At 45.9% G+C, this 26,890-nt stretch carries 23 protein-coding genes; 9 read left to right on the forward strand and 14 right to left on the reverse strand.

The window, feature by feature from the left end; translation table 11 throughout:
- Position 1 precedes the first annotated feature (1 nt).
- The 8 genes from ACF8CV_RS06550 to proV all read right to left on the reverse strand — a co-directional run bounded on the left by ACF8CV_RS06550 (position 2) and on the right by proV (position 7,969).
- A complete protein-coding gene (locus ACF8CV_RS06550; protein WP_023623474.1) occupies positions 2 to 637 on the reverse strand; it encodes a hypothetical protein in 636 nt (211 codons plus the stop codon).
- 14 nt (positions 638 to 651) lie between these two features.
- Positions 652 to 1,446, reverse strand: a complete 795-nt coding sequence (locus ACF8CV_RS06555; protein WP_025795114.1) for an SDR family oxidoreductase — start codon at positions 1,444 to 1,446, stop codon at positions 652 to 654.
- A gap of 8 nt (positions 1,447 to 1,454) precedes the next feature.
- Complete coding sequence (locus ACF8CV_RS06560; protein ID WP_005464637.1) at positions 1,455 to 2,138, reverse strand: TenA family transcriptional regulator; 684 nt, start codon at positions 2,136 to 2,138, stop codon at positions 1,455 to 1,457.
- A gap of 25 nt (positions 2,139 to 2,163) precedes the next feature.
- Entirely contained in the window at positions 2,164 to 3,723 is a 1,560-nt protein-coding gene (locus tag ACF8CV_RS06565; RefSeq protein WP_138937507.1) for an AMP-binding protein, read from the reverse strand.
- Between the two features lie 80 nt (positions 3,724 to 3,803).
- Entirely contained in the window at positions 3,804 to 4,415 is a 612-nt protein-coding gene (locus ACF8CV_RS06570) for a thermostable hemolysin (RefSeq protein WP_015296838.1), read from the reverse strand.
- Positions 4,416 to 4,692: 277 nt separating this feature from the next.
- Positions 4,693 to 5,700: a glycine betaine/L-proline ABC transporter substrate-binding protein ProX gene (gene proX / locus ACF8CV_RS06575; RefSeq protein WP_015296837.1), complete on the reverse strand. Its 1,008-nt coding sequence runs from the start codon at positions 5,698 to 5,700 to the stop codon at positions 4,693 to 4,695.
- Positions 5,693 to 6,778 carry a glycine betaine/L-proline ABC transporter permease ProW gene (gene proW / locus ACF8CV_RS06580; RefSeq protein ID WP_138937508.1) on the reverse strand — a complete coding sequence of 362 codons (1,086 nt, stop codon included), beginning with the start codon at positions 6,776 to 6,778 and terminating at the stop codon, positions 5,693 to 5,695. The genes proX and proW overlap by 8 nt, the downstream gene beginning before the upstream one ends.
- A gap of 3 nt (positions 6,779 to 6,781) precedes the next feature.
- The gene (proV, locus tag ACF8CV_RS06585) at positions 6,782 to 7,969 is read right to left on the reverse strand and encodes a glycine betaine/L-proline ABC transporter ATP-binding protein ProV (protein ID WP_005500435.1); all 1,188 of its coding nucleotides are present in this window, start codon (positions 7,967 to 7,969) and stop codon (positions 6,782 to 6,784) included.
- Positions 7,970 to 8,407: 438 nt separating this feature from the next.
- Here proV and ACF8CV_RS06590 point away from each other — a divergent pair, with 438 nt between their 5' ends.
- The 7 genes from ACF8CV_RS06590 (at position 8,408) to ACF8CV_RS06620 (ending at position 16,933) form a co-directional block, all read left to right on the forward strand.
- Positions 8,408 to 10,288, forward strand: a complete 1,881-nt coding sequence (locus ACF8CV_RS06590; RefSeq protein WP_005485718.1) for a DUF294 nucleotidyltransferase-like domain-containing protein — start codon at positions 8,408 to 8,410, stop codon at positions 10,286 to 10,288.
- Positions 10,285 to 11,031, forward strand: coding sequence for a 3'-5' exonuclease (locus tag ACF8CV_RS06595; RefSeq protein WP_047726093.1), 747 nt, complete (start codon positions 10,285 to 10,287; stop codon positions 11,029 to 11,031). Before ACF8CV_RS06590 ends, ACF8CV_RS06595 begins: the two co-directional genes overlap by 4 nt.
- A gap of 188 nt (positions 11,032 to 11,219) precedes the next feature.
- Positions 11,220 to 12,881 carry a BCCT family transporter gene (locus tag ACF8CV_RS06600; protein ID WP_020838949.1) on the forward strand — a complete coding sequence of 554 codons (1,662 nt, stop codon included), beginning with the start codon at positions 11,220 to 11,222 and terminating at the stop codon, positions 12,879 to 12,881.
- A gap of 300 nt (positions 12,882 to 13,181) precedes the next feature.
- The gene (gene ectA, locus ACF8CV_RS06605) at positions 13,182 to 13,715 is read left to right on the forward strand and encodes a diaminobutyrate acetyltransferase (protein WP_005477699.1); all 534 of its coding nucleotides are present in this window, start codon (positions 13,182 to 13,184) and stop codon (positions 13,713 to 13,715) included.
- A 34-nt stretch (positions 13,716 to 13,749) separates the two neighbouring features.
- The gene (ectB, locus tag ACF8CV_RS06610) at positions 13,750 to 15,015 is read left to right on the forward strand and encodes a diaminobutyrate--2-oxoglutarate transaminase (RefSeq protein WP_138937510.1); all 1,266 of its coding nucleotides are present in this window, start codon (positions 13,750 to 13,752) and stop codon (positions 15,013 to 15,015) included.
- Between the two features lie 15 nt (positions 15,016 to 15,030).
- Complete coding sequence (locus ACF8CV_RS06615; protein WP_005464385.1) at positions 15,031 to 15,417, forward strand: ectoine synthase; 387 nt, start codon at positions 15,031 to 15,033, stop codon at positions 15,415 to 15,417.
- 91 nt (positions 15,418 to 15,508) lie between these two features.
- A complete protein-coding gene (locus ACF8CV_RS06620; RefSeq protein WP_020840547.1) occupies positions 15,509 to 16,933 on the forward strand; it encodes an aspartate kinase in 1,425 nt (474 codons plus the stop codon).
- Between the two features lie 70 nt (positions 16,934 to 17,003).
- On the opposite strand, the gene ACF8CV_RS06625 is transcribed toward ACF8CV_RS06620, so the two are convergent.
- The 6 genes from ACF8CV_RS06625 to ACF8CV_RS06650 form a co-directional block, all read right to left on the reverse strand.
- Positions 17,004 to 17,990, reverse strand: coding sequence for a cytochrome-c peroxidase (locus tag ACF8CV_RS06625; RefSeq protein ID WP_025625392.1), 987 nt, complete (start codon positions 17,988 to 17,990; stop codon positions 17,004 to 17,006).
- Between the two features lie 401 nt (positions 17,991 to 18,391).
- Entirely contained in the window at positions 18,392 to 19,543 is a 1,152-nt protein-coding gene (locus tag ACF8CV_RS06630) for an ABC transporter permease (RefSeq protein WP_392416333.1), read from the reverse strand.
- Complete coding sequence (locus tag ACF8CV_RS06635) at positions 19,540 to 20,706, reverse strand: ABC transporter permease (RefSeq protein ID WP_031850795.1); 1,167 nt, start codon at positions 20,704 to 20,706, stop codon at positions 19,540 to 19,542. Before ACF8CV_RS06635 ends, ACF8CV_RS06630 begins: the two co-directional genes overlap by 4 nt.
- A 20-nt stretch (positions 20,707 to 20,726) precedes the next feature.
- On the reverse strand, positions 20,727 to 21,707 hold the full coding sequence (locus tag ACF8CV_RS06640; protein ID WP_005500450.1) for an HlyD family secretion protein: 981 nt from the start codon (positions 21,705 to 21,707) through the stop codon (positions 20,727 to 20,729).
- Positions 21,708 to 21,710: 3 nt separating this feature from the next.
- Positions 21,711 to 23,126 carry a TolC family protein gene (locus tag ACF8CV_RS06645; RefSeq protein ID WP_005500452.1) on the reverse strand — a complete coding sequence of 472 codons (1,416 nt, stop codon included), beginning with the start codon at positions 23,124 to 23,126 and terminating at the stop codon, positions 21,711 to 21,713.
- 134 nt (positions 23,127 to 23,260) lie between these two features.
- Positions 23,261 to 23,488, reverse strand: coding sequence for a hypothetical protein (locus tag ACF8CV_RS06650; RefSeq protein ID WP_005500455.1), 228 nt, complete (start codon positions 23,486 to 23,488; stop codon positions 23,261 to 23,263).
- Between the two features lie 495 nt (positions 23,489 to 23,983).
- On the opposite strand from ACF8CV_RS06650, the gene ACF8CV_RS06655 reads away from it, so the two are divergent.
- Both ACF8CV_RS06655 and ACF8CV_RS06660 read left to right on the forward strand, forming a co-directional pair.
- Positions 23,984 to 25,603 (forward strand): sensor histidine kinase, encoded by a 1,620-nt coding sequence (locus tag ACF8CV_RS06655; RefSeq protein ID WP_140132572.1) that lies wholly within the window; start codon positions 23,984 to 23,986, stop codon positions 25,601 to 25,603.
- On the forward strand, positions 25,600 to 26,286 hold the full coding sequence (locus ACF8CV_RS06660) for a response regulator (protein WP_005464372.1): 687 nt from the start codon (positions 25,600 to 25,602) through the stop codon (positions 26,284 to 26,286). The genes ACF8CV_RS06655 and ACF8CV_RS06660 overlap by 4 nt, the downstream gene beginning before the upstream one ends.
- Positions 26,287 to 26,890 lie beyond the last annotated feature (604 nt).

Below are 26,890 nucleotides of genomic sequence, written 5' to 3' on the forward strand. Positions count from 1 at the left end.
ATTATTTCAATCTCCCAAGAGTCGCTTCAATTTCCAGTTTTCGACCTTTATCCGCCAAAGGTCGGTCAGGGCGAGGTGATGCTTGCATTGCGCGAGTCAAATACACTTTCGCTTCTTTGTCTCGACCTTCTTCTGCAAGGAAGTCTCCATAAAAATAGTTCGGATCGATGCCTTTTGGATTGATCTCTAACGCTTTTTTCAACATTTCTTCGGCTTTATCGTCATCACCAAAGCCAATTGGCCACCCCGGAACTTTGTAATACAAAGAACCTAAACTGGTGTATGCAGAGCCATCAAGCGTTTGCGGTGACGTTGCAATTACCCCTTCGAGTAAAGATTTGGCTTCTTTGGCGAGTGATAGTGCACCTAAGCCACCTTGAGCACCAGCCAGCGATGCTTTATTGATTGCCAGCCAAACAGTGAGTTCGGGATTGCCGGGTTCTCTGTCGAGATAAATACTGGTTTTGGCAATCGCACGATGGAAGCATTGTTCCTTTTCGTCACCATCGGGCGTGCTGTACTGACATTCCGCCCATTTCTTTTGAACCTGTTGCAGTGGAGCATTACCTGCCAACGCAGCGGTCGAAGCTAACGTTGAACAAACCGTTAAAGCGCAAAGTAGTTGTTTGGAATTCATCGTCCATGTCCTCTTCAATGACTGACTCGGTTTACGTATTGGTGAATGGTTTCTTGTTGCTTACGAATCGCAGAAGAAACCACGCTTGGAAGCAGTTGATTGATGCGAGCAAAAAGTTTTTCTGGCCAACCAATCCATTTCGCGGAAATTTCTTTTTCCAACATGGTGACAACGTGATTGGCAACAACTTGCGGCGAGTCCGTTTTGTTACCCAGTTGTCGATTCATTTCATTGACGGCATCGCTATTGAGTGAGGTTTCTGTCGCTCTTGGTGCCAAATACAGCGCACGGATTCCGGTTGCGAACAGCTCTCTGTCGAGCGATTCGGTAAACCGGTGCAACCCCGCTTTTGCCGCGCAATAGGAGGTATAGCCTGGGTAGCCAATTGAGCCGAATGTTGAACCTATATTGAGAATCACCCCAGGTTGCTTTAACCACGTCAACGCCGATTGGCACAGCAGCATCGGCGCAACGAGATTGAGTTGGATTTCGTCTGCAATCTGCGTTGGTCGTTTGTGGCTTAACAACGAGAAATCGTTGCTGCCCGCATTGTTAATCAGTGCGTCCACTTTTTGATGTTGGCGCGCTCGATCTTTAATCGCTGTTAATCCTTCTGATGAGGTGATGTCTGCAACGACTACGTCATGACGTTCTGGATTTGACAGTTCACGCTGTAGTGTTTGCAAGCTCTCTTCGTTTCGCCCAACAAGAATGAGGCTGGCTCCGCGTTTTGCTAACTCGCGCGCGATGGCTTGCCCAATTCCGCCCGTTGCGCCTGTCAGGAGAATGGTGCTGTTGTTAATGATCATGCTTCACCTCACGCCGCTTGTTGGGTTGAGAAAGAAGGCAAAGAGCGCAGCATTTGTCCGTACAGTGCAAACACCATTTTTGCAGAGTCGATGATGACTTGTTGATCTTCCACTTTGGTGATTTTGTTCATCAGTGATTCAAAAAATTGCAGATGATCTTGGTCTAACACGCTGTGTGAAATTAGGTAAGTCATTGCTGAAGGCGGTAGGCTTAACGTTGACTGGATTTTTTCTGCCATTTGGCCACCAATGCCGACGCTGGTGCCTTCTAATACCCACACCATGCCAAACAGCGCGAGTGGGTTGTGGCGGTCAATGTTGTGGTAAAGGTAGGAAACCATCAATTCAATCGGCGCACCGACTTGACCTACATCTTTGTTGTTGCGCACTGCTTCGGCATCGCCGCCACATGCTTTGATGTCATTTAAAATCCATTCTTGATGGCCTTTCTCTTCCTCGATGTATTCGGCAATGGCGTCTCGTACCCATTCGTATTCGCCAGATAGTCGGCCCCCACACGCCATCAGCAAGGGAACGGTGTGCTTAACGTGATGGTAAGCTTGGGTGAGAAAGGCGATATACATATCTTTGGAAATGTTGCCTTGTTGAACGTCTGCGATGACTGGCGCAGTTAACATTGCTTGTTGAGCAGCGGCAGTGCTTTTTTTGAGTTGTTCGAAAAATAAAGTCATAACCTTCTCCTTAAGAAGCCGTTAACTAAGATGCAGTTTGGAAAGACGTAATGTGTTGCTGAAAGGGCAAATCGATGCGTTGGATCTTTTGCGCTTGCAGCGTTAATTCAGGCGTTGTGCTCGCTAATAACTGAGCCACATCATGTTCGATTTGATTTCGTTTGAGCTTGCCGTTATCCGTGTACCAACCAGAGATGGCTCGTGGGTTGTTCAGCAGCAATAAGGTTCGGATTTGAGCGTAATCGGGTAGGGTTCGGTTTAATGCATGAACCTTTGCTTCGACGTCTTCGCTATTGGCAATGACAGCGCATAATGTTTGTTGGCTATCGCCTGTAACGATCAGCGGCGTCATCGGCAAAAACGCCAACGCTTCTGATTCAATCCATTCCGGTGAGACATTTCTGCCGTATGCGGTGACGATAAGGTTCTTCTTGCGTCCTGAGAGAGTGACAAAACCTTGCGCGTCAATTTGGGCTAAGTCGCCAGTCGCTAACCATTCTTGAGTAAACGGCTCATTCAAATAGCCAAGAGCAACGTTGCCTTTGACGAGCAGTTCACCATCTTCCGCGATACGAATCTGAGTGTGCGGAAGCGGTTTGCCACACGTTCCTGCTTTAAATGCGCCTGGTGTATTCAAACAAACAACAGAGCCACATTCAGACAAGCCATAACCTTCAAACGCAGGGATGTTCAGCGCATGCGCGGTGTTAATCAGTTGCGACGACACTCTTGCGCCGCCAACGGCGACAAATTTTAGAGAACCCACAAGAGAGGGCTGCTGTTTCGCGATCTGAATGAGCGCAAGCAATAAAGCCGGTGTTAGCACTAAGCTTTCTGGTTTGATGGTCGCTAATGCTTGTGCAAACAGACGCGGTTCGAATTGGCTTGAACCGAGTAGGCCGGTTTGTGCTCCGGGTAAAATATATGACGTCACGCCCAACATGAGTGGAACATAAACGCCGGTTATGTTCTCGAGAAGTGTCGATAACGGAAGCAGCACTAAGTGCGAGTGCGCCGTGCCGTTTACTGCGTCGGCGAGCGATTTCGCCACCAAACACAAATGATCATTGCTTAAACAGACGCCTTTAGGCTGACCAGTCGAGCCCGACGTAAATGTGATTTTTCCGGTTTCTGGTAGATAAGCTACCTGTGTATCTTCATCTCCCAACTGGTTACGACGCAGCAAAGGCAAATTTGCAATGGAAAACGAATGGTCTTGCTGGTTAAAGCTTTGCTTAGGATGAGAAGCCAACCATACTTGCCAATCGCCGACTAAAGCATCGACGCCTGATTGCTCTAATGTGTGTTCAACTTGTGCATCAGAGAAAAAAGTCGGAATAGGCACGACGACTATGTCTGCCGCCATCGCCGCCAAATCAACAATGGCCCAATTGATGCTGTTTTCTGCGCGTAGCGCGAGTGCTTTTATGTTCTGTGCAATAAGCTCGGCGGCAACGAGTTCGATCTTGTTTAACAATTCAGAGTAAGTCAGTTCAACCGTTTGATTCGCTTCGTAGCCGACAAGTGCTACTCGATCTGGTGTCGTTTTTGCCCATTTTGTAATGGCATCGAGGAGAATATTCATACATCACCTATATTCTGGCGTTGTGTTTAACCAAGTTGTTGTGGTTGTGTTTGCGTTTTTAACGACGTTTACTTTTCTATCTAGGCTTGTTTGCGTTTTCTTTCTTGGACTAATCGAAGACGCTCTAGTCCTTTTTGCAAATTGCCAGCTAACACACGCGGTTGATGTTCGTAGTACGACCCCCAAGTGGACTCGGCATCGGGGACTTTGTTTTGATCGGCCTGCGCGATGATATGAGGCTCCAATCCTAGGCGCGCCATCATGGCGTGAAGTGGGTCTGTCGCGGTGAAGATGCACCATTCAAAACCGAGGTTGACCAGCATTTCTGCGATGAGGTAGAAGTGAAGAGATGACATGCCCTTAGCGAAAGATGCCAAGTGACCGAATTCCACTAAGTTCGAACGTTTTACGTCGCAGTTAAATACGTTAGAAACCAGTTTTTGGGCGTCGTCTTCTAAATACTGTTCAAGGAACAAGGGTTCATCTTCGGCGATGCGAAAGCCGCATACGGAAATAATTTGGCCGCCTTCAATGAGGGTTAAATACGCCGGCATAAATTGTTTTAGCTCGGCAAAGAATGCTTCTTGATAACGCTGAGAAACATGCTCGATAACTTGGCTCCAAAGCGGATGCATTGGATAAACGATGTCTAAAGTAAAGCCATCTGCAGAAGTTTGTGCATGGTGTTTCATGAGCGCTTCCTTTGTTTGAGTAGTTATCAACAAAATAAAACGCGAAACTTAAGAAATTCTTAAGGAATGAAATTTTGATAAATTATTTAACGACAGGAAGGCTTAAATGGCAGTGCCTTTTGGGGTTTTGTGCTGGTATGTGGTTGATATTAATACGATGTTTTCTTGAGTAATCTAAATAAAAAAGCCAGTCTAAATAATCGACTGGCTTTTCATTTTCTCACTGAGGAACTAAAGATACGCTAAAGCTTTAGCGGTTTCTTAAGGTTTTTGGGCGTTACATTGCCGCTTTCTTCGCTTCTTCAATCCAGCCATCAAAGGTTGTTTGGTTGGCTTTAATCCAGCCATTTACGTGCGCTTCGATGTCTGCCGCGCTATTTTTACCTTGGCTCATCATCATGTTTTGAGCGCTGACATCATTGATATTCAGTTTGATGATTTCGAACAGTTTCGCTGCCGATGGGTTCTTCTCTGTGAACTCTTTGTTCGCGACGATGCGCATAGAGTTCATTTCAAAACCGTAGTTTTTGCCGTTTTTCAGTGTGGTGTCGATGTCTTTACGTTCACCAGGAAGAGACGAGAACGGCACCTCTAGCCAAACGACGTCTTTACCCGGAACAAGTACGCCACTTACCCAATACGGTGTCCATGTGTAGTAAAGAATTGGGTCGCCTTTTTTGTAGCGGGAGATTGTATCAGCAATGATTGCGGCGTAGTTACCTTGGTTGTGAGTGACGGTGTCACGAAGTTTGAACGCGTCCAACTGATGCTCTACCACCATTTCACAACCCCAACCTGGGTTACAGCCGGTAAGATCGGCTTTGCCATCGCCATTTGCGTCGAATAGTTTCGCCAATTTTGGATCTTTTAACTGACCAATGTTCGTAATGCCGTATTTCTCGGCGGTTTTCTTATCGATGAGGTAGCCTTGCGCTGCGCCACTGACGTATTGCCCTTCTCGGAAAAACTTATCATCACCACCTGACATGGTGTATTTGTCTGCATGGAGCGGGAACCAGCCAACCGCTAAGAACGTTGCGTCACCTTTTGCTATCGAGGTGTAACCGACGTTGTAATCCACTTCTTTGGTTGGTTGGACATCGTAACCCAAAGCTTCCAGAGCACGATTTACGATCAACGTTTGGAACGTCTCTTCAGCGACAGTGGACTGTACAGGTTGAACCGTGACGCCTTCACCCGGTAACTCTCCGGCAAAGCCGTAAGTCGAAAATGCGATTGTGCTTAGCGCGCCGACAGACAGCGCTTTCTTCCATGAATTATTCATTCGTATTTCTCCTAAGTTTTAGGTCGTTTTGGTTCTTGTTGGTTTTAAATTTGAGCAGATAAGAGATAGGGCCGGTATGGTACCAGCGAAGTTTGGTATTGCCGGCGTTGACGCCAAGCTCTTGCGTAATGCGATCCAACAAAATAGCGAGGATCACAATGCCTAAACCGCCGACAGCGGCCAGACCCATGTCCAGTCGTCCGATGCCTCGTAACACCATCTGACCCAAACCGCCCACGGCGATCATCGAGGCGATAACCACCATCGACAGAGAAAGCATTAAGGTTTGGTTGACGCCCGCCATGATCGTTGGCAGCGCAAGTGGCAATTGAATGCGATACAGCATTTGCTTTTTGTTTGCGCCAAAAGAGTGACCTGCTTCGATAAGCTCTTCCGGTACTTGTTGAATCCCAAGAATGGTCAATCGAACCACTGGCGGTAGCGCGAAAATGATCGTCACGACAACGCCCGGTACGTTACCAATACCAAACAGCATCACGATAGGAACAAGATAGACGAACGCCGGGGTGGTCTGCATCGCATCCAATATTGGTCTTACAAACTTGGCGGCGGTTTGGCTTCTGGCTAGCCAGATCCCCATGGGTAAGCCAATCAACAAGCAGAAAAACACCGAAGTGAGCACCAAAGCGAGCGTGGTCATGGCTTGAGACCAAGCGCCGATCAAGCCAATGAACACTAGCGATACTAGCGTTGATAAACCAAGTTTGAAGTTAGAAAACTGCCACGCGAGTAAAAATAGGATCAGCACCATAATCGGTGACGGCGTAGAGACTAACGCGGTTTCGAATGAGGACAAGATAAAATCGATCGGAACTCGTATGGCTTGAAAAACAGGGCGACCATGTTCAACGAGCCAATTCAACCCAGATTCTACCCAATTATCGAGTGGGAGAACGGCATCTTGAAATGGGTTCATGATATCGAAAGGTGTCTCTTGCACGGCTTCGCTGTTCAACCAATCGTTGTTAGTTGCGGCCTCACTACCTTGTGACCACGGGTCTTCTTGTGTTGGTGCGGTTTGCGACCAAGGATCGTTATTTGTTTGCTCTGTAGGCATCGTTTAATCCTTATCGAGTGTTTGCAGAAGACGCGACTTCGTCACGACACCAAAATAGGTTCCTTGCTCATCGACTACTGGCACAGCATAAGGAACGCTCGCCACGACGCCGAGAATGTCATTCACAGACTGGTCGGGCTGAAGGGTCACGTCATCTTCTAATTGTGCGCTGGCCAAGGAGCGATTTTCCTTGTGGGCTAAGCGTAAGGAGTCGAGAGAAACGATGCCGGAATATCGGCTAGATTTATCGACGACGATGCCGTAATCACGGTCGTGATCCATCAAGATTTGCATGGCAGAGCCTGGGCCGTCGTGTTCGGATTTCTTGAATACCGCAGCGGGCTTCTTGCGCGCAATATCTTTGACGGTTAGCACGCTGGCGACATTAACGCCGCGGAAAAACGCCTCGACATAATCATTGGCGGGGTTATGAAGAATTTCATCTGGTGTGCCGACTTGCACAACTTCGCCGTTTTGCATGATGGCAATTCGGTCACCGATGCGCATGGCTTCGTCCAAGTCGTGCGAAATGAATACGATGGTGCGTTTATCGTCATTTTGCAGACGAATCAATTCATCCTGCATTTCAGAACGAATCAAAGGATCGAGCGCTGAGAACGCTTCATCCATCAGCAAAATATCAGGGTCGCAAGCTAGGGCGCGGGCAAGACCGACACGCTGCTTCATACCACCTGATAATTCATCAGGAAACGATTCTGCGTAGGTGTCTAATCCAACTCTCTGCAACGCTGATAATGCACTTTCGTGGCGAGCAGTCACATCGACGCCTGCGAGTTCCAGGCCGAAAGCGGCATTTTCTATCACCGACATGTGGGGCATGAGCGCAAAATTTTGAAAAACCATTGAAATGTTGTTCCGACGAACTTCGCGCAGTTCTTCTTCGGAGATGTGAGCAATGTCTTTCCCTTTGAGGTAAACACTGCCTTTGGTGGGTTCAATGAGTCGATTGAGAAGTCGAACGAGAGTGGATTTTCCTGAGCCAGAGAGACCCATAATGACAAAAATCTCGCCTTCATTGATGGTCAGAGATACATCGTTGACGCCAACGGTTAAGCCAGTTTGTTCAAAAATATCGTCTTTATCAACGCCTTTTTCGATGAGTGAGAATGCTCGCTCCGGAGCTTCTCCAAACACTTTATAAAGTCCCTTAACTTCCAGTATGGGATCCATGTTAATTGTCCTTTGTTATGTGTTTATTACGAGTTAACGTTTTGTACTCTAATTAAATTGATAAAAGTTTTCAAATGATTGACTTGGCTTATTGGTGTTCTGTGATCATATTTTTCGTAGTAATGAACTTTCGTTGTTTTATTGATAAATCTTTTTAAAACATCTAGTTATGAATGTGTTCGTTTGTGTTTTTAGGCGATAAACACGACGTTGAATTTATTTTTAAGTTTTTAATACATGTCGGCACAGTAGGGTTGCATATTTATTGCCCAGTATTTAGAGGCAGAAAGAATAGTGAAATAATTAGAGTTCAAATCTGTGTTTGGAAGAAGCAAACATAACATGATGAGGTAAGCAGAAGTCTTAGCGTTATCTGTTGCTTATGCTAAATCGAGATGATATTGATCTGGTTACTTTAGGCAACGCATGGAATAAAGAATGGAAGCCGAGCAGTTAGAAGTACTCAATTTCATTAGCCAACATCCTCCTTTCGATGAACTGCCAGAAGAGCAGTTAAAAAAAATCGCCATTCATGCAGAAGTGGCGTATTTCCGTCAAGGTACCGACATCCTCAAATTTGGCGATACGATTCGCGACTTGTATATGGTGCGCAGTGGTGCGGTAGAGATTTATCGACGCAAAGGTGAACTTTATAACCGTATTGATGCTGGTGGCCTGTTCGGGCAAATGGGGTTGCTCATGAACAACCGCGTTCGTATGCCAGCAAAAGCGATAGAAGACACCTTGGTGTATTGCATTCCTGAGAACATCTTCAACGAACTTTGCGACGAGTTTGAAAACTTCGCGGATTTTATGGAGCTTGAAGATAGCGCTCGGCTTCGCAATGCGATCTCTAGTCGCTCCGATGGCAATGATTTAACAACCGCAAAAGCGCGTAAAATCCTGACTCGTGACCCTGTGACACTCGAAGCGACCGCTTCTATTCAAGAAGCTGCAAGCCTAATGGCAGAAGAAAACGTCACCGCCTTGCTCATCGTCCGCCCAACTGAAGAACTGACCGAAGAGGATGATGATCAACTGCTTGGCATTCTTACTGACCGCGATTTATGTATACGGGTTTTGGCGCAGGGGATTGATACCAATATCTCGGTGAGTGAGGTCATGAGTTACGATGTGGTATCGCTTGATTACAACGCGTATGTGTTTGAAGCGATGCTGACCATGCTTCGCTACAACGTGCATCATCTGCCGATTCTCAAAGACAAAAAGCCAATAGGCATCATCGGTATGACGGACATTGTCCGTTACGAATCTCAAAACAGCTTGTTGCTGGTGAGCTCGATTTTCCAACAGACTAGTGTGGAGGATCTCAAACAAGTTTCCCTGCAAGTGAAAGATTGTTTTGTTCGCATGGTTAATGAAGACGCCAACGCACACATGATTGGACGAGCGATGTCGGTGATTGGCAGCAGCTTTAAGCAACGATTAGCGGAACTCGCCGAGCAAGAGCTTGGTCCTGCTCCAATTCCATACTGTCTGGTTGCGATGGGATCGATGGCGCGAGATGAGCAGCTCATCGTCACCGACCAAGATAACGCGCTGATTCTTGATGACAGTTACGATCCTGACAAGCACGGCGAATATTTCGCGCAGTTTGCGAAATTTGTATGTGATGGATTGGCGGCATGCGGCTATACCTATTGTACGGGCGACATTATGGCTACCAATCCTGAATGGCGAAAAACTAAATCGCAATGGGAAGAGTGCTTTGGCGATTGGATCGATCATCCGACGCCAGAGAGGTTGCTAAACAGTAATATTTTCTTCGATTTGCTAGGGATTCATGGCCGGGTGAAATGGGCAGAGCAACTGAGCAGCTTTATCGTCAGACGAGCCAAAAAGAACAATCGATTTTTGGCTTGTATGGCTTACAACGCAATTCGAAGAACCCCGCCGTTAGGATTTTTTAAAGATTTCGTGATGGAGAAAGATGGGCGTCATCGCAACTCTATCAACCTTAAACGACGCGGTACCGCGCCGCTGGCAGATTTGATTCGAGTGCATGCCTTGGCGATTGGTTCGCGCTCGCAAAACTCGTTTGATCGATTAGACGACATTAATGACGCCGGGATCCTGCCAAAAGGGCGAGGAATGGACTTGCGAGATGCGATGGAGCTTATCTACATGGTTCGAATCCGTCACCAAGCCTTGGATATTGAAAATGGCGACGAGCCGGATAACAACATCGAGCCAGAAAACATGTCCGATTTCGAACGTCGTAATCTAAAAGCGGCATTCCAAATTCTAAGCAATGCGCAGAACTTCATTAAGTTCCGCTACCAAAGAAGCAGTAAATGATGTGGTTGGAAAAAAGTAAGGCGAGTACACCGCTGCTCGATACTTCGCAAACGCCGGAGTGGTCAGTATTGTTTGAGCAGTTGGCAGAGCAAGCGCAAGATCAACGGTTGAAGCGTTACTATTCGACCCCGATGGTGAATGGGGATACGCCATTAAAAGAGGTGCCGTTTGTCTCGGTAGATTTTGAAACGACGGGCTTAAATGCAGAAGAGGATGCCATTCTTACCATTGGTCTTGTGCCGTTTACGATTGACCGAGTGCAGTGCAGTGGTTCAGCGCATTGGATTGTAAATCCGAACCGAGAGCTTAATGAGGAGTCTGTCGTTATTCATGGCATTACGGATTCTGAAGTGAAAAACGCGCCCCAATTAACGCAAATATTAGGTGAGATTTTGGATGCACTCGCTGGCAAGGTGGTGCTGGTGCACTACAAGAATATCGAGCGGCAGTTTTTTTATAATGCGCTTTTAAACACCATTGGCGAAGGGATTCAGTTTCCCGTCGTCGATACATTGGATATCGAGTACGCACTTCAACGCCGAGAATGTTCAGGCATTTGGAATAAGTTAAAAGGTAAGAAGCCAGGGTCAGTGAGGTTAGGGCATGCTCGGGAACGATATGGTCTGCCTGCTTATCAACCGCATCACGCATTAACGGATGCATTGGCGACGGCAGAGTTGTTTCAAGCTCAGTTGCAATATCACTTTAACCGAGACATGCCAATTTCTGCTATTTGGCAATAAATGTTATTTACCTTAAATACAAAAACATCAAATGATCGATGGAGGTGTTTCCTTTTAAGATGCTAATGAGAGCAACTACTTTAAGAAAATACATATACTTAAACTTGTGCTTGGTGATGTGAACTAATCATCACTCAAACTCCTACAAAGTATTTAAATTTGGTCACGTATTGTTAAGGAGATTATTCGTGAGCACCGACAATAATGGTGGGATTAAACGTCCCGATGGAAAGGTAAACGCGATAGATACTGACTATCAGATTGGTCAGGATAACGTTGCGTTAAAAGTCGGCCCATTCGGCTTAGACATTCACAACCGAGTTTTCGCAATTTCTGGGATGGCTATCGTCCTCTTTGTTGTGGCAACGCTAACTTTTCGCCAACAAGTTGAACCCTTTTTCGCTGGCTTACGTGCTTGGCTAGTATCCAATCTTGACTGGTTCTTTCTTGCTTCTGGCAACGTATTTGTCATTGTCTGCTTGGTCTTGATTGTGACACCGCTTGGTCGAGTTCGAATTGGTGGTACTGAAGCGACACCAGATTACTCTTATGCAGGCTGGCTAGCGATGTTGTTCGCAGCCGGTATGGGCATCGGATTAGTGTTTTTTGGTGTGTCTGAGCCAATGTCGCACTTCAGCTCTGCACTTGGCGGCGTGAACATTGAAAATGGTGTGCGCACCGACTGGGCACCACTTGGTGGTGCGGTTGGTGATACAGATGCTGCATCTGCACTTGGTATGGCTGCGACCATTTACCACTGGGCACTTCACCCTTGGTCGATTTATGCGTTGTTGGCCCTTGGCTTAGCGATTTTTTCGTTCAACAAAGGGTTGCCACTGACCATGCGTTCCATTTTTTACCCGCTGTTTGGTGAACGAGTTTGGGGCTGGGTAGGGCACATTATCGACATTCTCGCAGTTGTTGCGACGGTATTTGGTCTGGCGACATCGCTCGGCTATGGCGCTTCACAAGCAGCAACAGGTTTGAACTTCTTGTTTGGTGTGCCAATGACCGACACAACTCAAGTCGTGTTGATTGTTGTGATCACGGCATTGGCGCTGATCTCGGTGGTTGCTGGCCTTGATAGTGGGGTAAAACGTCTGTCTGAAATCAACATGATTCTGGCGGCGATGCTGCTGTTCTTTGTGATCATCGTTGGCCCAACAATGGCGATTCTGACTGGCTTTTTCGACAACATTGCGTCGTACATCACTAACATTCCCGCATTGTCTATGCCGTTTGAACGTGAAGACGTGAACTATTCGCAAGGTTGGACGGCGTTCTACTGGGCTTGGTGGATTTCTTGGTCACCATTCGTGGGCATGTTTATCGCTCGCGTTTCACGTGGACGTTCGGTTCGTGAATTTATCATCTGCGTTATTTTGATTCCTTCGACGGTTTGTGTGCTTTGGATGACCGCTTTTGGTGGCACAGCGATCAGCCAGTACGTGAATGACGGTTACGAAGCCGTATTCAATGCTGAGCTGCCGCTTAAACTGTTCGCCATGTTAGACGTAATGCCGTTTGCAGAAATCACATCGGTAGTAGGTATCATTCTGGTGGTTGTGTTCTTTATCACGTCGTCGGATTCAGGCTCTCTTGTGATCGATACGATTGCAGCTGGTGGTAAAGTCGATGCGCCAACACCACAACGTGTTTTCTGGTGTACGTTTGAAGGCTTAGTCGCCATCGCACTGATGCTCGGTGGCGGACTGGCAGCGGCTCAAGCGATGGCAGTAACTACAGGCTTACCATTTACCATCGTATTGCTTGTTGCGACAGTTTCTTTGATTAAAGGTCTAATGGATGAACCTCGTCCAAGTACCAAGGCAGTCAAAAAAGATAAATAGCCACGACGACAAAACTAACCTTAAAACGGCATGCGAAAGTGTGCCGTTTTTTATGTAAAAAACCTTAAGTCCCCTCTTTGAAACCCCACTGCATTCTGACTCATGTTGAGTTGTTTCGTATTAAATGATGCTTTAATAAATTAGAGTTCAAACTATTTTAATTTTAGGTTAAATGTTATTTTAATGTGATTTTAGTCACATTAATCCAGATTAAAACGCCAATTATTTGATTTTCAACCGTAAAGAATGTCCATAATAAATACGAAATTTAATTAGACGTCAAAGGATATGTATTTCAAAATGATCACATCAGCACCTTGGGTGCTTTATCCAGAAATTGGAGAAGACCCAAGCAAAAAATGGATTTTTCGTGAACCTAAAATCTCTGATGGTGACGGCATTTACAGCTTAATTGCAGATTGTCCTCCGTTGGACATGAACTCTTCTTACTGCAATTTTCTACAGTCAACGCATTTCAGCAAAACCAGCATTTTGGTTGAGCACAAAGGCGACATCGCTGGCTTCATCTCGGGTTATCAGAAGCCTGACGAACAAGACGTATTATTTATTTGGCAAGTCGCTGTATCACCTCGATTCAGAGGTAACGGTTTAGCATTTCGTATGCTCAAGGAGCTTCTCGAAAGGGAAGCGCTGAGCGAGGTTAAATCGGTAGAAACGACCATCACGGAAGATAACCAAGCCTCTTGGGCGTTGTTCAAAAAGTTAGATGCGATGAACGGCAATCATGGCCAAGTCAGCACTTTTTTGGATGAAAAAGCCCATTTTAAAGGCAAGCACGATACAGAGTTTTTGTATCGCATTCCTCTCAAATAATCCTCAAACAATAGGAATCAAAAACGGTCTCATCATGGATATTTTCAAAAAGCAGGAATCCAACGTACGCTCATATTCAAACAATTTTCCAGTGGTATTTCGCAAAGCGAAAGGTTGCTGGCTAGAAACAGAACAAGGTGAACGCTACTTAGACTTCCTCGCTGGAGCGGGATCCCTAAATTATGGCCATAACAATCCTGTATTGAAGCAAGCTCTGCTTGAATACATCGAAATGGATGGCATCACACACGGTTTGGATATGCATTCAGAAGCGAAAGCGGGCTTTCTCGCCGCGCTGGATAACTACATCTTAAAACCAAGAAAACTGGACTATAAAGTTCAATTCACCGGCCCAACTGGTACGAATGCGGTGGAAGCAGCACTCAAGTTGGCGAAAAAAGTGAAAGGCAGAAGCAGCGTTGTTGCATTCACTAACGGTTTCCACGGTTGTACCGCAGGCGCGCTGGCGGCTACAGGTAATCAGCATCATCGACAAGGTAACGGCTCAAGCCTTACAAACGTAACGCGCATTCCGTTCGAAGGTTACGCTGGCGTTGATGGTTTGGCGCTGTTCGAAACTATGCTGAATGACAACTCTGCAGGTATGGACAAACCAGCAGCCGTATTGCTGGAAACAGTACAAGGCGAGGGTGGTTTAAACGCCGCCTCTAATGATTGGCTACAGCGCCTGAGTAAAATATGTAAAGCAAACGACATCCTATTGATTGTCGATGACATTCAAGCTGGTTGTGGCCGAACTGGGACATTCTTCAGTTTTGAGCCATCAGGCATTGACCCCGATATTGTGACACTATCGAAATCGATCGGTGGTTATGGTCTGCCAATGGCGGTTGTACTGCTTAAGCCAGAACTTGACCAATGGAAACCAGGCGAGCACAACGGCACGTTCCGTGGTAACAACCACGCATTTATTACTGCGGCAAAAGCACTAGAAATCTACTGGTCAAATGACGATTTCGAAACGCACATTAAGCAATGTTCGCAAAATGTGAGTGAGGTGATTGATCGCTGCGTGCGTCGTTTCCCGCAAATGTTCGTTCAGAAAAAGGGACGCGGCATGATGATTGGCATCGAGTGTATTCACGGTGACTTGGCAGCAGAAATCGCTAAAGCATGTTTTGACGACGGCATGGTGATTGAAACCGCAGGCCCAGACGATGAGGTGGTGAAGTTTTTCTGTCCATTGACCATCAGTGAATCTGAGCTGAACCAAGGATTAAGCATCTTTGAACGTGCAGTGGAAACGATTGCTGCAAAACACTTCAAACAAGCATCTTAATAAGGATTATCAATTATGATCGTAAGAACACTTGACGAGTGTCGAAATAGTGAGCGTCGCGTAGTCGCGGATAACTGGGAAAGCGTACGTATGTTGTTGAAAGATGACAACATGGGATTTTCTTTCCACATCACCACGATTTATGAAGGAACGGAAACGCATATTCATTACCAAAATCACCTAGAGTCCGTTTTCTGCATGAGCGGTGAAGGTGAAATCGAAGTGGTGGGGGGCGAAACTTACCCAATCAAACCCGGCACATTGTACATTCTGGACAAGCACGATGAGCATTACCTAAGAGCATACAAAAACAAAGAAATGGTCATGGCGTGCGTTTTCAATCCCCCAATCACAGGTGCCGAAGTGCACGATGAAAACGGCGTTTACCCGCTCGTTGACTAAAAGCTAAGTGTGAGGCGCATGTCGCCTCGCACCTCGAAGCGCTTTCTTTTTCTCTATTTCACTTAACGTTACCAATCAAAAAAGGCTTATCATGACTTTTACCGTAGAAAAAATCGGCGGTACTTCAATGACAGCATTTGATGCTGTTCTCGACAATATTATTCTTCGTCCCAAAACGCCATATAACCGCATTTTTGTTGTGTCGGCATACGGTGGCATGACCGACGCGCTATTAGAATGTAAAAAAACCAGCAAAGCAGGCGTCTATCAGTTAATTGCTAAACGTGACGATCAATGGCAAGACGCCCTAGCGTATGTAGAAAGCCGCATGCTGCTTACTAACGAAAACATCTTTGCGGATCCAATGAATCGCATTCGAGCGGATAAGTTCATTCGTTCACGCATTGCAGAGGCGAAAAATTGTATCGCTAATATTCTAGAAACCTGCCAATACGGACAGTTTTCTCTGCGTCACTATCTGCCACAAATTCGCGAGTTTCTATCGTCGATTGGTGAAGCGCACAGTGCGTACAATACGGCGCTTAAGCTGAAAAATATGGGAATCAATGCGAGGTTTGTGGATCTCTCTGGTTGGGATAATCAGGAACCAAGAAGTCTCGATGATTCCATTCGCGACGCGTTTGCTGATATCGATGTGACCAAAGAACTGCCTATCGTCACGGGTTATGCATACTGCAAAGAAGGTTTGATGCACACTTATGACCGGGGCTACAGTGAAATGACGTTCAGTCGTATTGCAGCTATCACCAAAGCAGACTTAGCCATCATCCATAAAGAATACCATTTAAGTTCCGCGGACCCACGCGTTGTCGGCCCAGAGAAAGTGTTGCCAATTGGAAGCACGAACTACGATGTAGCGGATCAACTTGCTAACTTGGGCATGGAGGCGATTCATCCCAATGCTGCCGCTGGTTTGCGCGAAAGTGGGATTGAGCTGCAAATCAAAAACACGTTTGAGCCAGAACATGAAGGTACGTTGATATCTTCAGGGTATCGCCCAGAAGAAGACAAAGTGGAAATCATCGCCGGTAAAGAAAAGGTCTTCGCGCTGCACTTGTTCGATCAAGCGATGGTCGGCAAGGTTGACAACGTGAGTTACGAATTGATGGAAATCATCTCTGATGCACGCGTCAGCTTGATCGGTAAAGAGATGAACGCTAACTCGATTACGTATTACCTTGGCGGTAGCTCGGACAGCTTAAACAAAGTGTTATACAAGGCCGAAAAACGTTACCCGAATGCTTCCATTAAAGGGCGAATGGTTGCGCTAATTTCAGCCATCGGTTCTCACATCGACACTAACAAAACGTTAGCGAAAGGCGTACTTTCTCTCATGAACAGCGGTGTCACCCCGGTGGCGTTGCACTCGTCACTGCGTAATGTAAACGTGCAATTTGTCGTCAGTGACAAAGAATATCAACGCGCTATTTGTGCATTACACGATGAATTTTTTACGCCTGTCGAAGGCTCGAACGCAATGGAGCATGTGGCTTAATTGATTCATCGATTTAGACGTTACAAAAGGAGCCTTTCGGCTCCTTTGTCTGTTTAGTGCCAACCAAATTTTAAATATTTGGCCTTGCGGTTTCATGAGTTGATGGTGGTAAGTGAGGCAAGGTGACTTGTGGTTGCTCGCCTGTCAGAGAACGTAAGAATTCAGTGATTTTGGTGGACTCTTCTTTCGTTAGCTTTTGACCAAGTTGCAGATCGGCCATCATTTCTACCGCTTCTTGAAGATCCCAAACAGACCCGTCATGGAAGTACGGGTAGGTTAATTCTACGTTACGTAAGGTTGGGACTTTGAAGACGAACTTATCGAAATCACTTCCGGTAATGGCTTTGCGGCCAACATCTGGGTTGTCTGTTGCAAATGGCTTCACTAACCCCATTTTTTGATACATTTGTCCGCCCGCTAATGGTCCGCTGTGACAAGCGGTGCAACCTTTGTCTTTAAACAGTTGATAGCCTTCCACCTGTGCAGTAGTGAGTGCGTCGTCGTTACCTTTCAACCATAAATCGAATGGAGAATTTGGCGTACGCAGTGTTTGTTCAAATGTTGCGATAGCATCGGTCACGTTATCAATGGTGATGTTGTTGCTGCCATAAGCTTGCTGAAACCACTCGCGGTATTGAGGGATAGATTGAAGAGTGTCGACCGCGAGCTGGTGGGTAAATGCCATTTCCAATGGGTTTTCGATAGGGCCAGCGGCTTGCTCTTGCAGATCTTTCGCTCGCCCATTCCAAAATTGAACGAAATTCAAATCTGAATTAAACACCGTAGGTGAGTTGATTGGACCAATTGACCATTTGTGACCAATTGAGCTTGGTAAGTTATCAACGCCACCTTTAGCGATGTTATGGCAAGAGTTGCAAGAAATGGTGTTCGACGCCGACAGTCTCGGTTCAAACCACAGCGTTTTACCCAGTTCAATCTTTTTACTGTCGAGCCCAGAAATGGGTTCGATGACCTTGATGGGTTCGTTGGATTGACGTTCAGCATGGGCACCGAAAGACAATATAGATAAAACACTCACTGCGATAAGAGTTTTCATAATAACTTCCTTTTGACGTGATTTTCGACTCTCACTAGAGCGGCGCACTTCTTATGAAACCGCTGATAAAACAGCCGTTGGTGCGCTCGGAAATTACGGTATAGGAAAGGTGTTATTCGATAAAATGCAAAAATTCGATGGTTTTTATGGTAAAAAACGATGTTAAAAATGATGGTTTTTTGTACGTCAAGCTGGGGCAGGCTATTGTGAGTGTTGGTTACAAAATTATCACAAACGTTTAAAGTTATTTATCGGACGAATCCTTGATTAAAGTCAATTTCAATCTGAGGTAGCGGGGCGTTCAAATACAAAAAGGGGGCGATAGTTCGCCCCCTTTGTTGTTCATCTGGTCATGGAATTGTGGTTTCTGTCAACTTATCTCTTTGAGCTGCAGAGAAAAATTAACTTAGGCTTTCGGTAACAACGGGTTTGTTGTTACGTTTTGCTATCCAATACGCCACGCCACCCCATAGCGCAACAAGCAACCACAATGCCGTCCAGTGTTTGGCAACCTGCTGCCACGTCGCGCCCATTTGGTTAAGCGCCAAGAAGCCTTTTATTGCCCAAGTACTCGGGCTCAAATCGGATATCCAAAGCAGTGGATCAGGTATCGATTCAACTGGCCAAATGAAGCCCGCTAAAAAGATGAGAGGCATTGAACTGACTAGAACCACTAAGGTGACCAGTTCTCTTCTTGGTAGTAGATAGCCAAGCCAAAAGCCTAACCCACAACAACCCAGCAAGAACGGGAAGAGTATGGTTAAGAGCTCACCTGCTTTGGCAATGTGATTCACACTCAGACGTTCGAAGCTAAAACCAAAGTAATACGCGCTCAGTAAGTAATAAATGGCAATAAATACCAACGTTCTTACCAATAACAATGACCCGGTTGATACCTGAGACCAGTAGCCTCGGCCATGACGCTGCGAACCGGTTTGCAAGCCAACTGCCATAATAAGTGTTTGCTGTAAAATCAGCACAAAGACAGCAGGAACCACGTATTCGATATAGCCCATCGTTGGGTTGAAGGTCGGTTTCATATTCAGCTTGATAGCAGAGTAATTGTTGCTCGCCAAACTAAGGGGGACGCCTTCAATCACCATTTTGCTGACTTTAACTTGTGCGCCTAATGTACCGCCTGCTTGAGCTAAACCTTCAACGACCGTGCCGTAAACCAAGAAGTAAGAGGCGTCTGCGGCGTATGCAAGAGTCGGGCTTTTACCTAACATTACGTCTTTGTAGAAGTGCTCAGGGATCACTAAGAAACCCGTAATTTCGCGATTCAAAAACGCTTGTTTTGCATCCTCAATTGTATGTAAACGCGAGACGATTTTGACTTGAGGTGTCGCATCGACCATACGCTCTAACTTTAGGCTGGTTTGGCTTCCGTCTAGGTTTACGACCGCAATTGGCTGCTCTCTCGGGGTTTGTTGTGCGTATGGCAGTGGATACAAAAACGAATAAAAAACCACGCCACCAAAAACAGTTAATGTGACGACGGGGTTGGTCAGCACAGCGCGAATCTCTGCTTTAATCAGTTGCCAGAGTGTCATGCTGCCTCCCTTTGCTGAGTCGACAGTGCTGCCGCTCGGTATTTATGAATGAATGCGGCTGTCAGTAAGAGTGGCACCACATACCAGATCATTGGCCACAAAGCACTAAACGATTGAGCGGCTGAGGCTCCGTAGCTTGCCTGACCAACCTGAACTTCGATGTAATGGGTGATAGGTAATAGTGAGCGCCAAGCATGAGCGAGCGTGTTCATGTCGGAAACTGGAAACGTAATCCCCATAAAAGCAAAACTTGGCGCAGTAAACGCACCAGCAAAACTCATTGCGCGGGCTGGGTCCATCGATAAAAAGAAAAACAGTGCGCCCATAATGATACAGGCAACAACGGTGACCAATTGAGCCAGTAACATGACTACGAGACTGCCTTCCATCGGCCATTCCAATAACACATAAAACCAGTAGAGGAACAAGGCACCTTGCAACATAAACACTGGGATGTATTGGCTCAAAATTGCGCTGAGTTTTGTGTATGGTTTATTACCCAAAAACTCAAAGCCATTTTTGCCCCCATATATGCGAAAGTGCGCCGCAAGGATCAAAATCGTACTCACAACGATACAAATTTGCCAAATCGCAGGCACGATAGCAGTGACCAAAAATTGCGCGTAGTTAGTGTTGCGATTAAACAGCGCGGTGATTTGGGTCGACACTGGCACAGCTTGGCCGAGCGCGGACAACGTAGTTGTATTGCCTTTGGCGAGATTGCCCATCACTTGCACCTGAGCATCAAAGTACCCTTGAGCTTGTGCCACGGCTGAATTAATTAACTTTGCCACCAAAATATATTGGCTGTTAAAAAACACTGAAAGTTGCGGTTGGCGATGCAGCAAAATGTCTTGGTCAAACTTAGATGGAATGACGGCAAAAGCGTAAATATCGCCTTCAATCATGGCATTCTTGGCTTCATTCGCGCTGGTGTAGTAATAATCCACAGACAGTGTTGAAGAGGCATCCAACGTTTGGATCAACTTACGAGAGAGTTGCGAATGCTGTAAATCGACCACGCCAATCGGCAGGTCTCTCGCGATTCCCGCAGAAAACACGCCCCAAATGGTAAGCGAAAGCAAAATAGGCACCCAAGTTAAGCACGACAGTAGCCACTTGTCGCGCCGTAACACATGCCGTTGTGAAATCTTAATCGTCATAGACTTTTTACCTTGAGCGATTACAGCTCAACCACAACGCTCATACCCATGCGCAGTTCTGGTTCTGGCTGAGTAGGGCGAGCTTCTACTTCAAAGGTACGCAGATCGAAACCTTGTGCTGCATCGGTCGCTCGCCAAGTTGCGAAATCGCCCATTACTGCAACGTGCGTGACTTTAAACTCGACACTTTTATCTAATGCTGGCAGGTATGCGTTAAATGTGGTGTCTTTAGTGAAGTGTTTAAGCAGATCCTCGCGCACGTTCAGTGTTGCCCATGCATCTTCAGTGTCGATGACGGTCACGACAGGGAAGCCCTGCGGTGCAAGCTCACCGCTTTGTAAAAGTACTTGAGATACTTCACCGTCAAACCAACTGTAGATTTGAGTATCTTTCGCATAGGCTTCCACTTCAGCAACTGCGCCAGATGCCATACGAGCTTTCTCCGCCGCGGCCACTTTGGTTTCGCTACGAGCCCCTTCTTTCGCCATCTCATACATCTGGAAAGCTGCACTTTCGGTGTATTTAGAAGCCTGCCATTGGGTTAACGCTTCATCGCGTTTTTGCTCGGCAACCACACCATCTTTATACAGGTTGTTCACGCGGTTATAGGTTTTTTCCATCAAATCCGCTGCGGCTTTCGCTTTTAGCCATTGGTCTTTCGCGGCTTGAATTTGTTGCTCACGTGCACCTTTCTCTGCTTCTTGCGCTAGTGCATCTGCCGCTTTTTCACCAGCCTTTGCTTGTTCCAGTTTCGCTTCGATTTCTGGGCTGTGAAGCGTAAAAATTAACTGGCCTTTTTCAACATCATCGCCTTTGCGAACCATCACTTCGTCGATGCGACCTGGGACTTTCGATGAAATGCTGTATTGCTGAGCTTCAATCAAACCTTGCAAACGAACAGGTTCTGGCTGATAAGCTTGGTAAAACTGATAGCCAACCCAAGAAGCCACACCCAAGGCGCAAAGTGAAAGTAGAACGGGTTTTAAAGATTTTGCTGCCATGACTTATTTAACCTCTTTGGATATTTTCGCTGGGGCGTAAGCGGTATTTTGATATTGTTCGAAGCTGTTCATTTCACTACTTAATGCTAATAGTTTGGTTAGTGAAATCAGATAGCGGAAGCGTGCAGCCGAACGTTGGGTTTCGATACTGGCGACATAAAGCTGAGCGTCAACCACATCGAGAGAAGAAGAAAGACCTTGAGTGAATGCCTTCTCTCGCAGAAGCAGGTTTTCATTGGCTAGTGCGATGCTGGATTCTAAGCCTTGCACTTCATCAATCGCTTGCTGCGCTTCTAGATACGTTTTCTGCACAAGTAAAGACAAGTCTTGTTTGGCTTGAGATTTAAGAGCATCAACTTGAGATACAACGCTTTGTGCTGCTTTAACTTTTTCGCTTCGACCTGTGGATTCAATCAATGGAATGTTAACGCCAACCCCTACGAGCCAATCCGGTTTCATTTGGCTGGCCAACGAATCGTCTTCATACAGGCTGTAATCGCCATATAAGTAAACTTCTGGGTAGTATTTGCCTTTCTCTGCCTTAATTAAGCTCGATGCCTGTTTGTGCTTGGCATCCAAAATGTCGAGCCCAGGGTAGGTGAGCAAGGTCTGATCGATAAATGCACTCAGTGGTGGCAGGTTATCGTTAATGAACAAGGTTTCTGCTGGTTCAACAGAATCCTCTTGCGCGAGAAGTTTTCCAAGAGCAGCTTGTGCAATACTCAAGTCACTGGCTGCTTTGCGTGTTTCGACTTTGGCTTTGTCTAATGAGGCTTCAGCTTGTAGGCGTTCAACGCGAGCGATCTGTCCTTGCTCTTCCAGCTTGATGGCAAAATCTCGGTGCTTTTTCAAACCTTGTTCTACGGCTTGGCGCGTAGCGAGCACTTCTTTGGCAAGTACAACTGAGAAGTAGTATTTAGAAAGGTCTTCAAAGCGAGCCTGTTGCTCCATGGCTAACTGACTTTTCGCTTCATCGGTTTTACCCGCCGCGGCTGATTGCGCAGCTGAGATTCGGCCACCAGTAAAAATAGGCCAAATCGCACGGATAGAAGAAGAGAAAATATCGCGCTCAGTAATGGTTGAGGTGGTGTTCGCTAAGGCACCAAAAATGGGTTGAAAAGCAGGTGGCACATTAATGTGTGTTCCAGTGCTATCTAGGATCTGTTTTCCTGAAAGAGTAACGTCGGTGTCCAAGCGTGTGTAGTTAGCACCAATGCTTACTTGAGGCAGATTAAGGTTGCTGGTTGCGCTTTCTTGATATTGATAGTTCTCAACATTTGCACGTTGAGCTTTAAGAGAATAGTTGTTTTCTAGTAACAACTGCCACGCAGTGTCAAACGTGATTGGTGCTGAATGGCAGGCAAGAGAAATGGAGCTACTAATAAGGCCCAATACCCAAAACTTTCCAGTTTGTTTCATAATGGCTACTTTGTTGTAGAGTATTGGCTCTAATATAAAGTAATCAACTCACGCTGTTAAGTGGTTGAAAGGAAGAATTAAGGGTAAATCAGCGCTCAGCATCGCCAATCACTGAGCGCGAGGTTGTTAAGAGTTTATTTCATACGAGGGCAGTGGAATTCCGCTCGCCATTCTAGTTGGCGAGAACCACGCATCGTGTTCAACAAATCTTTACCGCTCATTTGAGGAAACGAGAGTAACACCTTGAGATCCGAAGCATTACCTCCGTTTTTTTCATAAGCCCTGACGTGTGTAAAAGTTGAATACATATTCTCTGACAGCATAGCCTTATTCAGGCAAATTCCAAATGTATCGCGTTCCATGTTTGGTGTTCCTTCTAAACTATAAATTCACCTCTGTTTATAGTTTTCCAGTTTGCAGATGGTGTCTAAGTGTTTGTCATATAGTCAGTATTTGTATTTTTATTAAGTTATTTCCAAATTGCCTGACTTCAATGTTGAGCTAATAATAGACTTCCAGCTTCACTGCTTTCTTATAAGATGCTCTTTGTGGCTTCTTGACTAAAAATTATACGATGGAAAGCCTAAATGTGCCTCAAAAACCGCTAAATTTGGTGTGATCGTAATCATGCTTTAAAGGGCAATTTATGTATGCCATTGAATATCAGCAAGGAATATTGTGCCTGATGAATGGATGTAATTTTATGTTTCACGCCGCCTATTAATTCACCATAAAAGTCACGCTTTGTTTGCCGTGTTCACAGATTTATCATCTGATCTAAGCCTTGCTGTTAACTCGATGTTAACTTAGAACAACACCACAGTGACGTGGAAGTGGGTTAACGGTAAGGATGTACCATGAGTTGGAGAACCATCAGCTTTAGAAAGCGCATGCTGGTCATTATGACGCTCTCGGGCTTGATCGAGTTACTTCTGCTCGTCGCCGCAGGTTTTACCTACCTCAAAGTCAATCAAGAACACGAAATGGGTGAAAAGGCACTCGGTGTTGCCCGTTTCCTCGCAGAGTCTGAAATCGTCATTAAGATGGTGGAAGCTCAGCAGCCAGAACCTTATCAAGAGTCCTTCCGCGCACTCACTAAAGCGATTGGTGCGGCCTTTATTGTGATTGGGGATAACCAAGGCGTGCGCTTAATTCATCCGGTAGATGAGCGAATTGGTAAGCCTATGAAAGGGGGAGACAACCAACGAGCTCTGGTCGAAGGTCAGTCCTATGTGTCTACAGCTCGCGGTTCTTTGGGCTATTCCGTCCGCGGTAAAGCGGCGATATTCGACGCACAAGGTAACATCATTGGTGTGGTGTCGGTGGGGTATTTGCTCGACAGGCTCCAAGATCGCATTGAGCCATTCCTCGCTTTTTTAATTTTGATGGTTGTCGTCGTAGTGGTTGCAAATGCCGTGGTGTCCAATTACGCGTCTCGAAAATTCCAGCGCGCGATTTTAGGCTTCGAACCAGAAGAGATCGGCCGTCTGTATGGTGAACTGGAAGTCACCATGAGCACTATCAAAGAAGGTGTACTCAGCATTGACGCACAAGGTGTGCTTCGTTCCATCAACCGCAGTGCTTGCCAGATTCTCGGCATTGACAGAGATAAGGCGCTCAACAAACCGCTTACGGATACATTACGCGACAGCGACTTATATACCGTTCTTGAAACGGGTCAAGAAGATCACGACATTGAAATTTTCCTTAATCATAAGCGGTTAATTGCGAACCGCTCACCCATCTTTGTGGAAGGAAAGATTGTCGGGGCAGTATCAAGTTTTCGCTTGCGCGACGAGATCAATGAGCTTACGGAGCAGCTCTCGCAAACCAAAGAATATGCGGACTTGTTGCGTTCTCAAACTCACGAGCATAGAAACAAGCTCAATACGATCAGTGGGTTAGTACAAATGGGTGAGCTTGAGGCTGTGCAAAAGCTCATCGGACAAGAAACCGCCCATTATCAAGCCATGATCGAGTTTTTGCGAGATACCATAAAAGATCCGCTTATTGCGGGTATGTTGTTGGGAAAAACAGAGCGAGCACGAGAACTGGGTTTGCAGCTGGTGGTCGAGGAGGGCAGTCGCTTGGAGCCGCTTTCTGAATGGTTAAATTCGGAAGATCTGGTCACCATTTTAGGTAACTTGATCGACAATGCGTTTGATGCGACTTTGAGCGTTATTCGCAATGAATCCAACGTTGCATCAGAGCGTCGAAACATCGAAGTCTCGGTTAGCGATTACGGCAACGAAGTGATTTTAGAAGTCAGCGATCACGGATGTGGGTTGCCAGAGAACATTGAACCTCAAACCCTTTTCAAAAAAGGCATTTCGACAAAATCTCGACAAAATAGAGGGGTAGGTTTGCACCTAGTGAACCAATTAGCGACCCGCTATCACGGGCATGTTGAAATGCTACCAAACACAGAATATGGAACTCGAATAACCGTGTATTTGCCAAAGGAAGAACAAGTATGAACATGGCAACGCGAGTGATGATCATTGAAGATGACATTGCCATTGCTGAATTACACCACAAATACCTGAGCCAATTGGCAGGGTTGGATGTGGTTGGCATTGCAACGACGCGATTAGAAGCGGAAATGCAGCTCGAAGTGCTCAAGCCAGATCTGCTTTTGATGGATGTTTATCTGCCGGATGGTACAGGGTTGGAGATACTAAATACGCTGCGCTCGAACAATCAAACTTGTGATGTGATTTTGATTACCGCGGCTCGGGATGTCGACACACTACAGCAAGCGATGCGCGGAGGTGTGGTGGATTATCTGTTAAAACCCGTCATGTTCCCACGCTTGGAAACGGCACTTAAAAAATACATCACTCAGCGCCAACAGCTGGATGTCGCGAAAAGCCTCGATCAAGGTTTGGTTGACCGCATGTTGCAATCAAATACAGGAACGGACAGTTGCCCTAAACGCTTGCCTAAAGGGATAGATAGCGTAACGCTCGATAAAATTCGTGACTTGTTTGTTGGGGAAGCCGCGCTAACGGCTGATGAAGCAGGAGAAAAGATTGGCGCTAGCCGAACCACGGCAAGACGTTATTTAGAATATTTGATCAGCTCGGGTGAACTAGAAGCGGATCTAAACTACGGCACGGTTGGGCGTCCGGAACGTTGTTATAAAAAAGTGATACGGTAACAAAAAGCGAACCCAGATCGTATTTTGAGTGTAAAACAGTTAAAGCGGTGATTTTTAGTCACCGCTTTTTTGTATCAGCTAAAAATAATCTTTAAAAGAAAAGGTTGATGAAGTTGTTTTTGACAGATGAGGGCGTAGTAGTGATTCGTCCCATGAAAACAAATCGGATTAACACATTTGCACGGAGGAAATAGATTTGGCTTATTTCACACTTATTATGTAATGGATTGCAAGGGTGGGTGATTTTTGTCCGAATTAGAGTTTTTGCTTAAATTTTAACTAACTTAAGTGTTACTTTTTTTATCCATAAAATACAAACATTTATGATGTTTTAAGCAAGTTATTTAAACGTTTGCACAGCCAAGTGTTGATGTAAATCAAATAGTCGTAGACAATACTGCCCCGTGTCGGACTTTCCTCCACTGAGCGCAAGGTTGTGCTCTTGAGACATAAGTGACCTAAATGGCCTCAAAACGTCGTGTTTCTGATGATTAGGAGCGCAACTTCTTGAGGTTCTTTGGGCCTATAGACTTTACCTATCAACGTAATAGGTAAGACCAATTTTCTATTTTTGAGTGTCATTGATAGGGTTGGCTCATCCTTT

This window comes from Vibrio sp. zbq_1 (assembly GCF_043102935.1).
Classification (GTDB): Bacteria; Pseudomonadota; Gammaproteobacteria; order Enterobacterales; family Vibrionaceae; genus Vibrio; species Vibrio parahaemolyticus.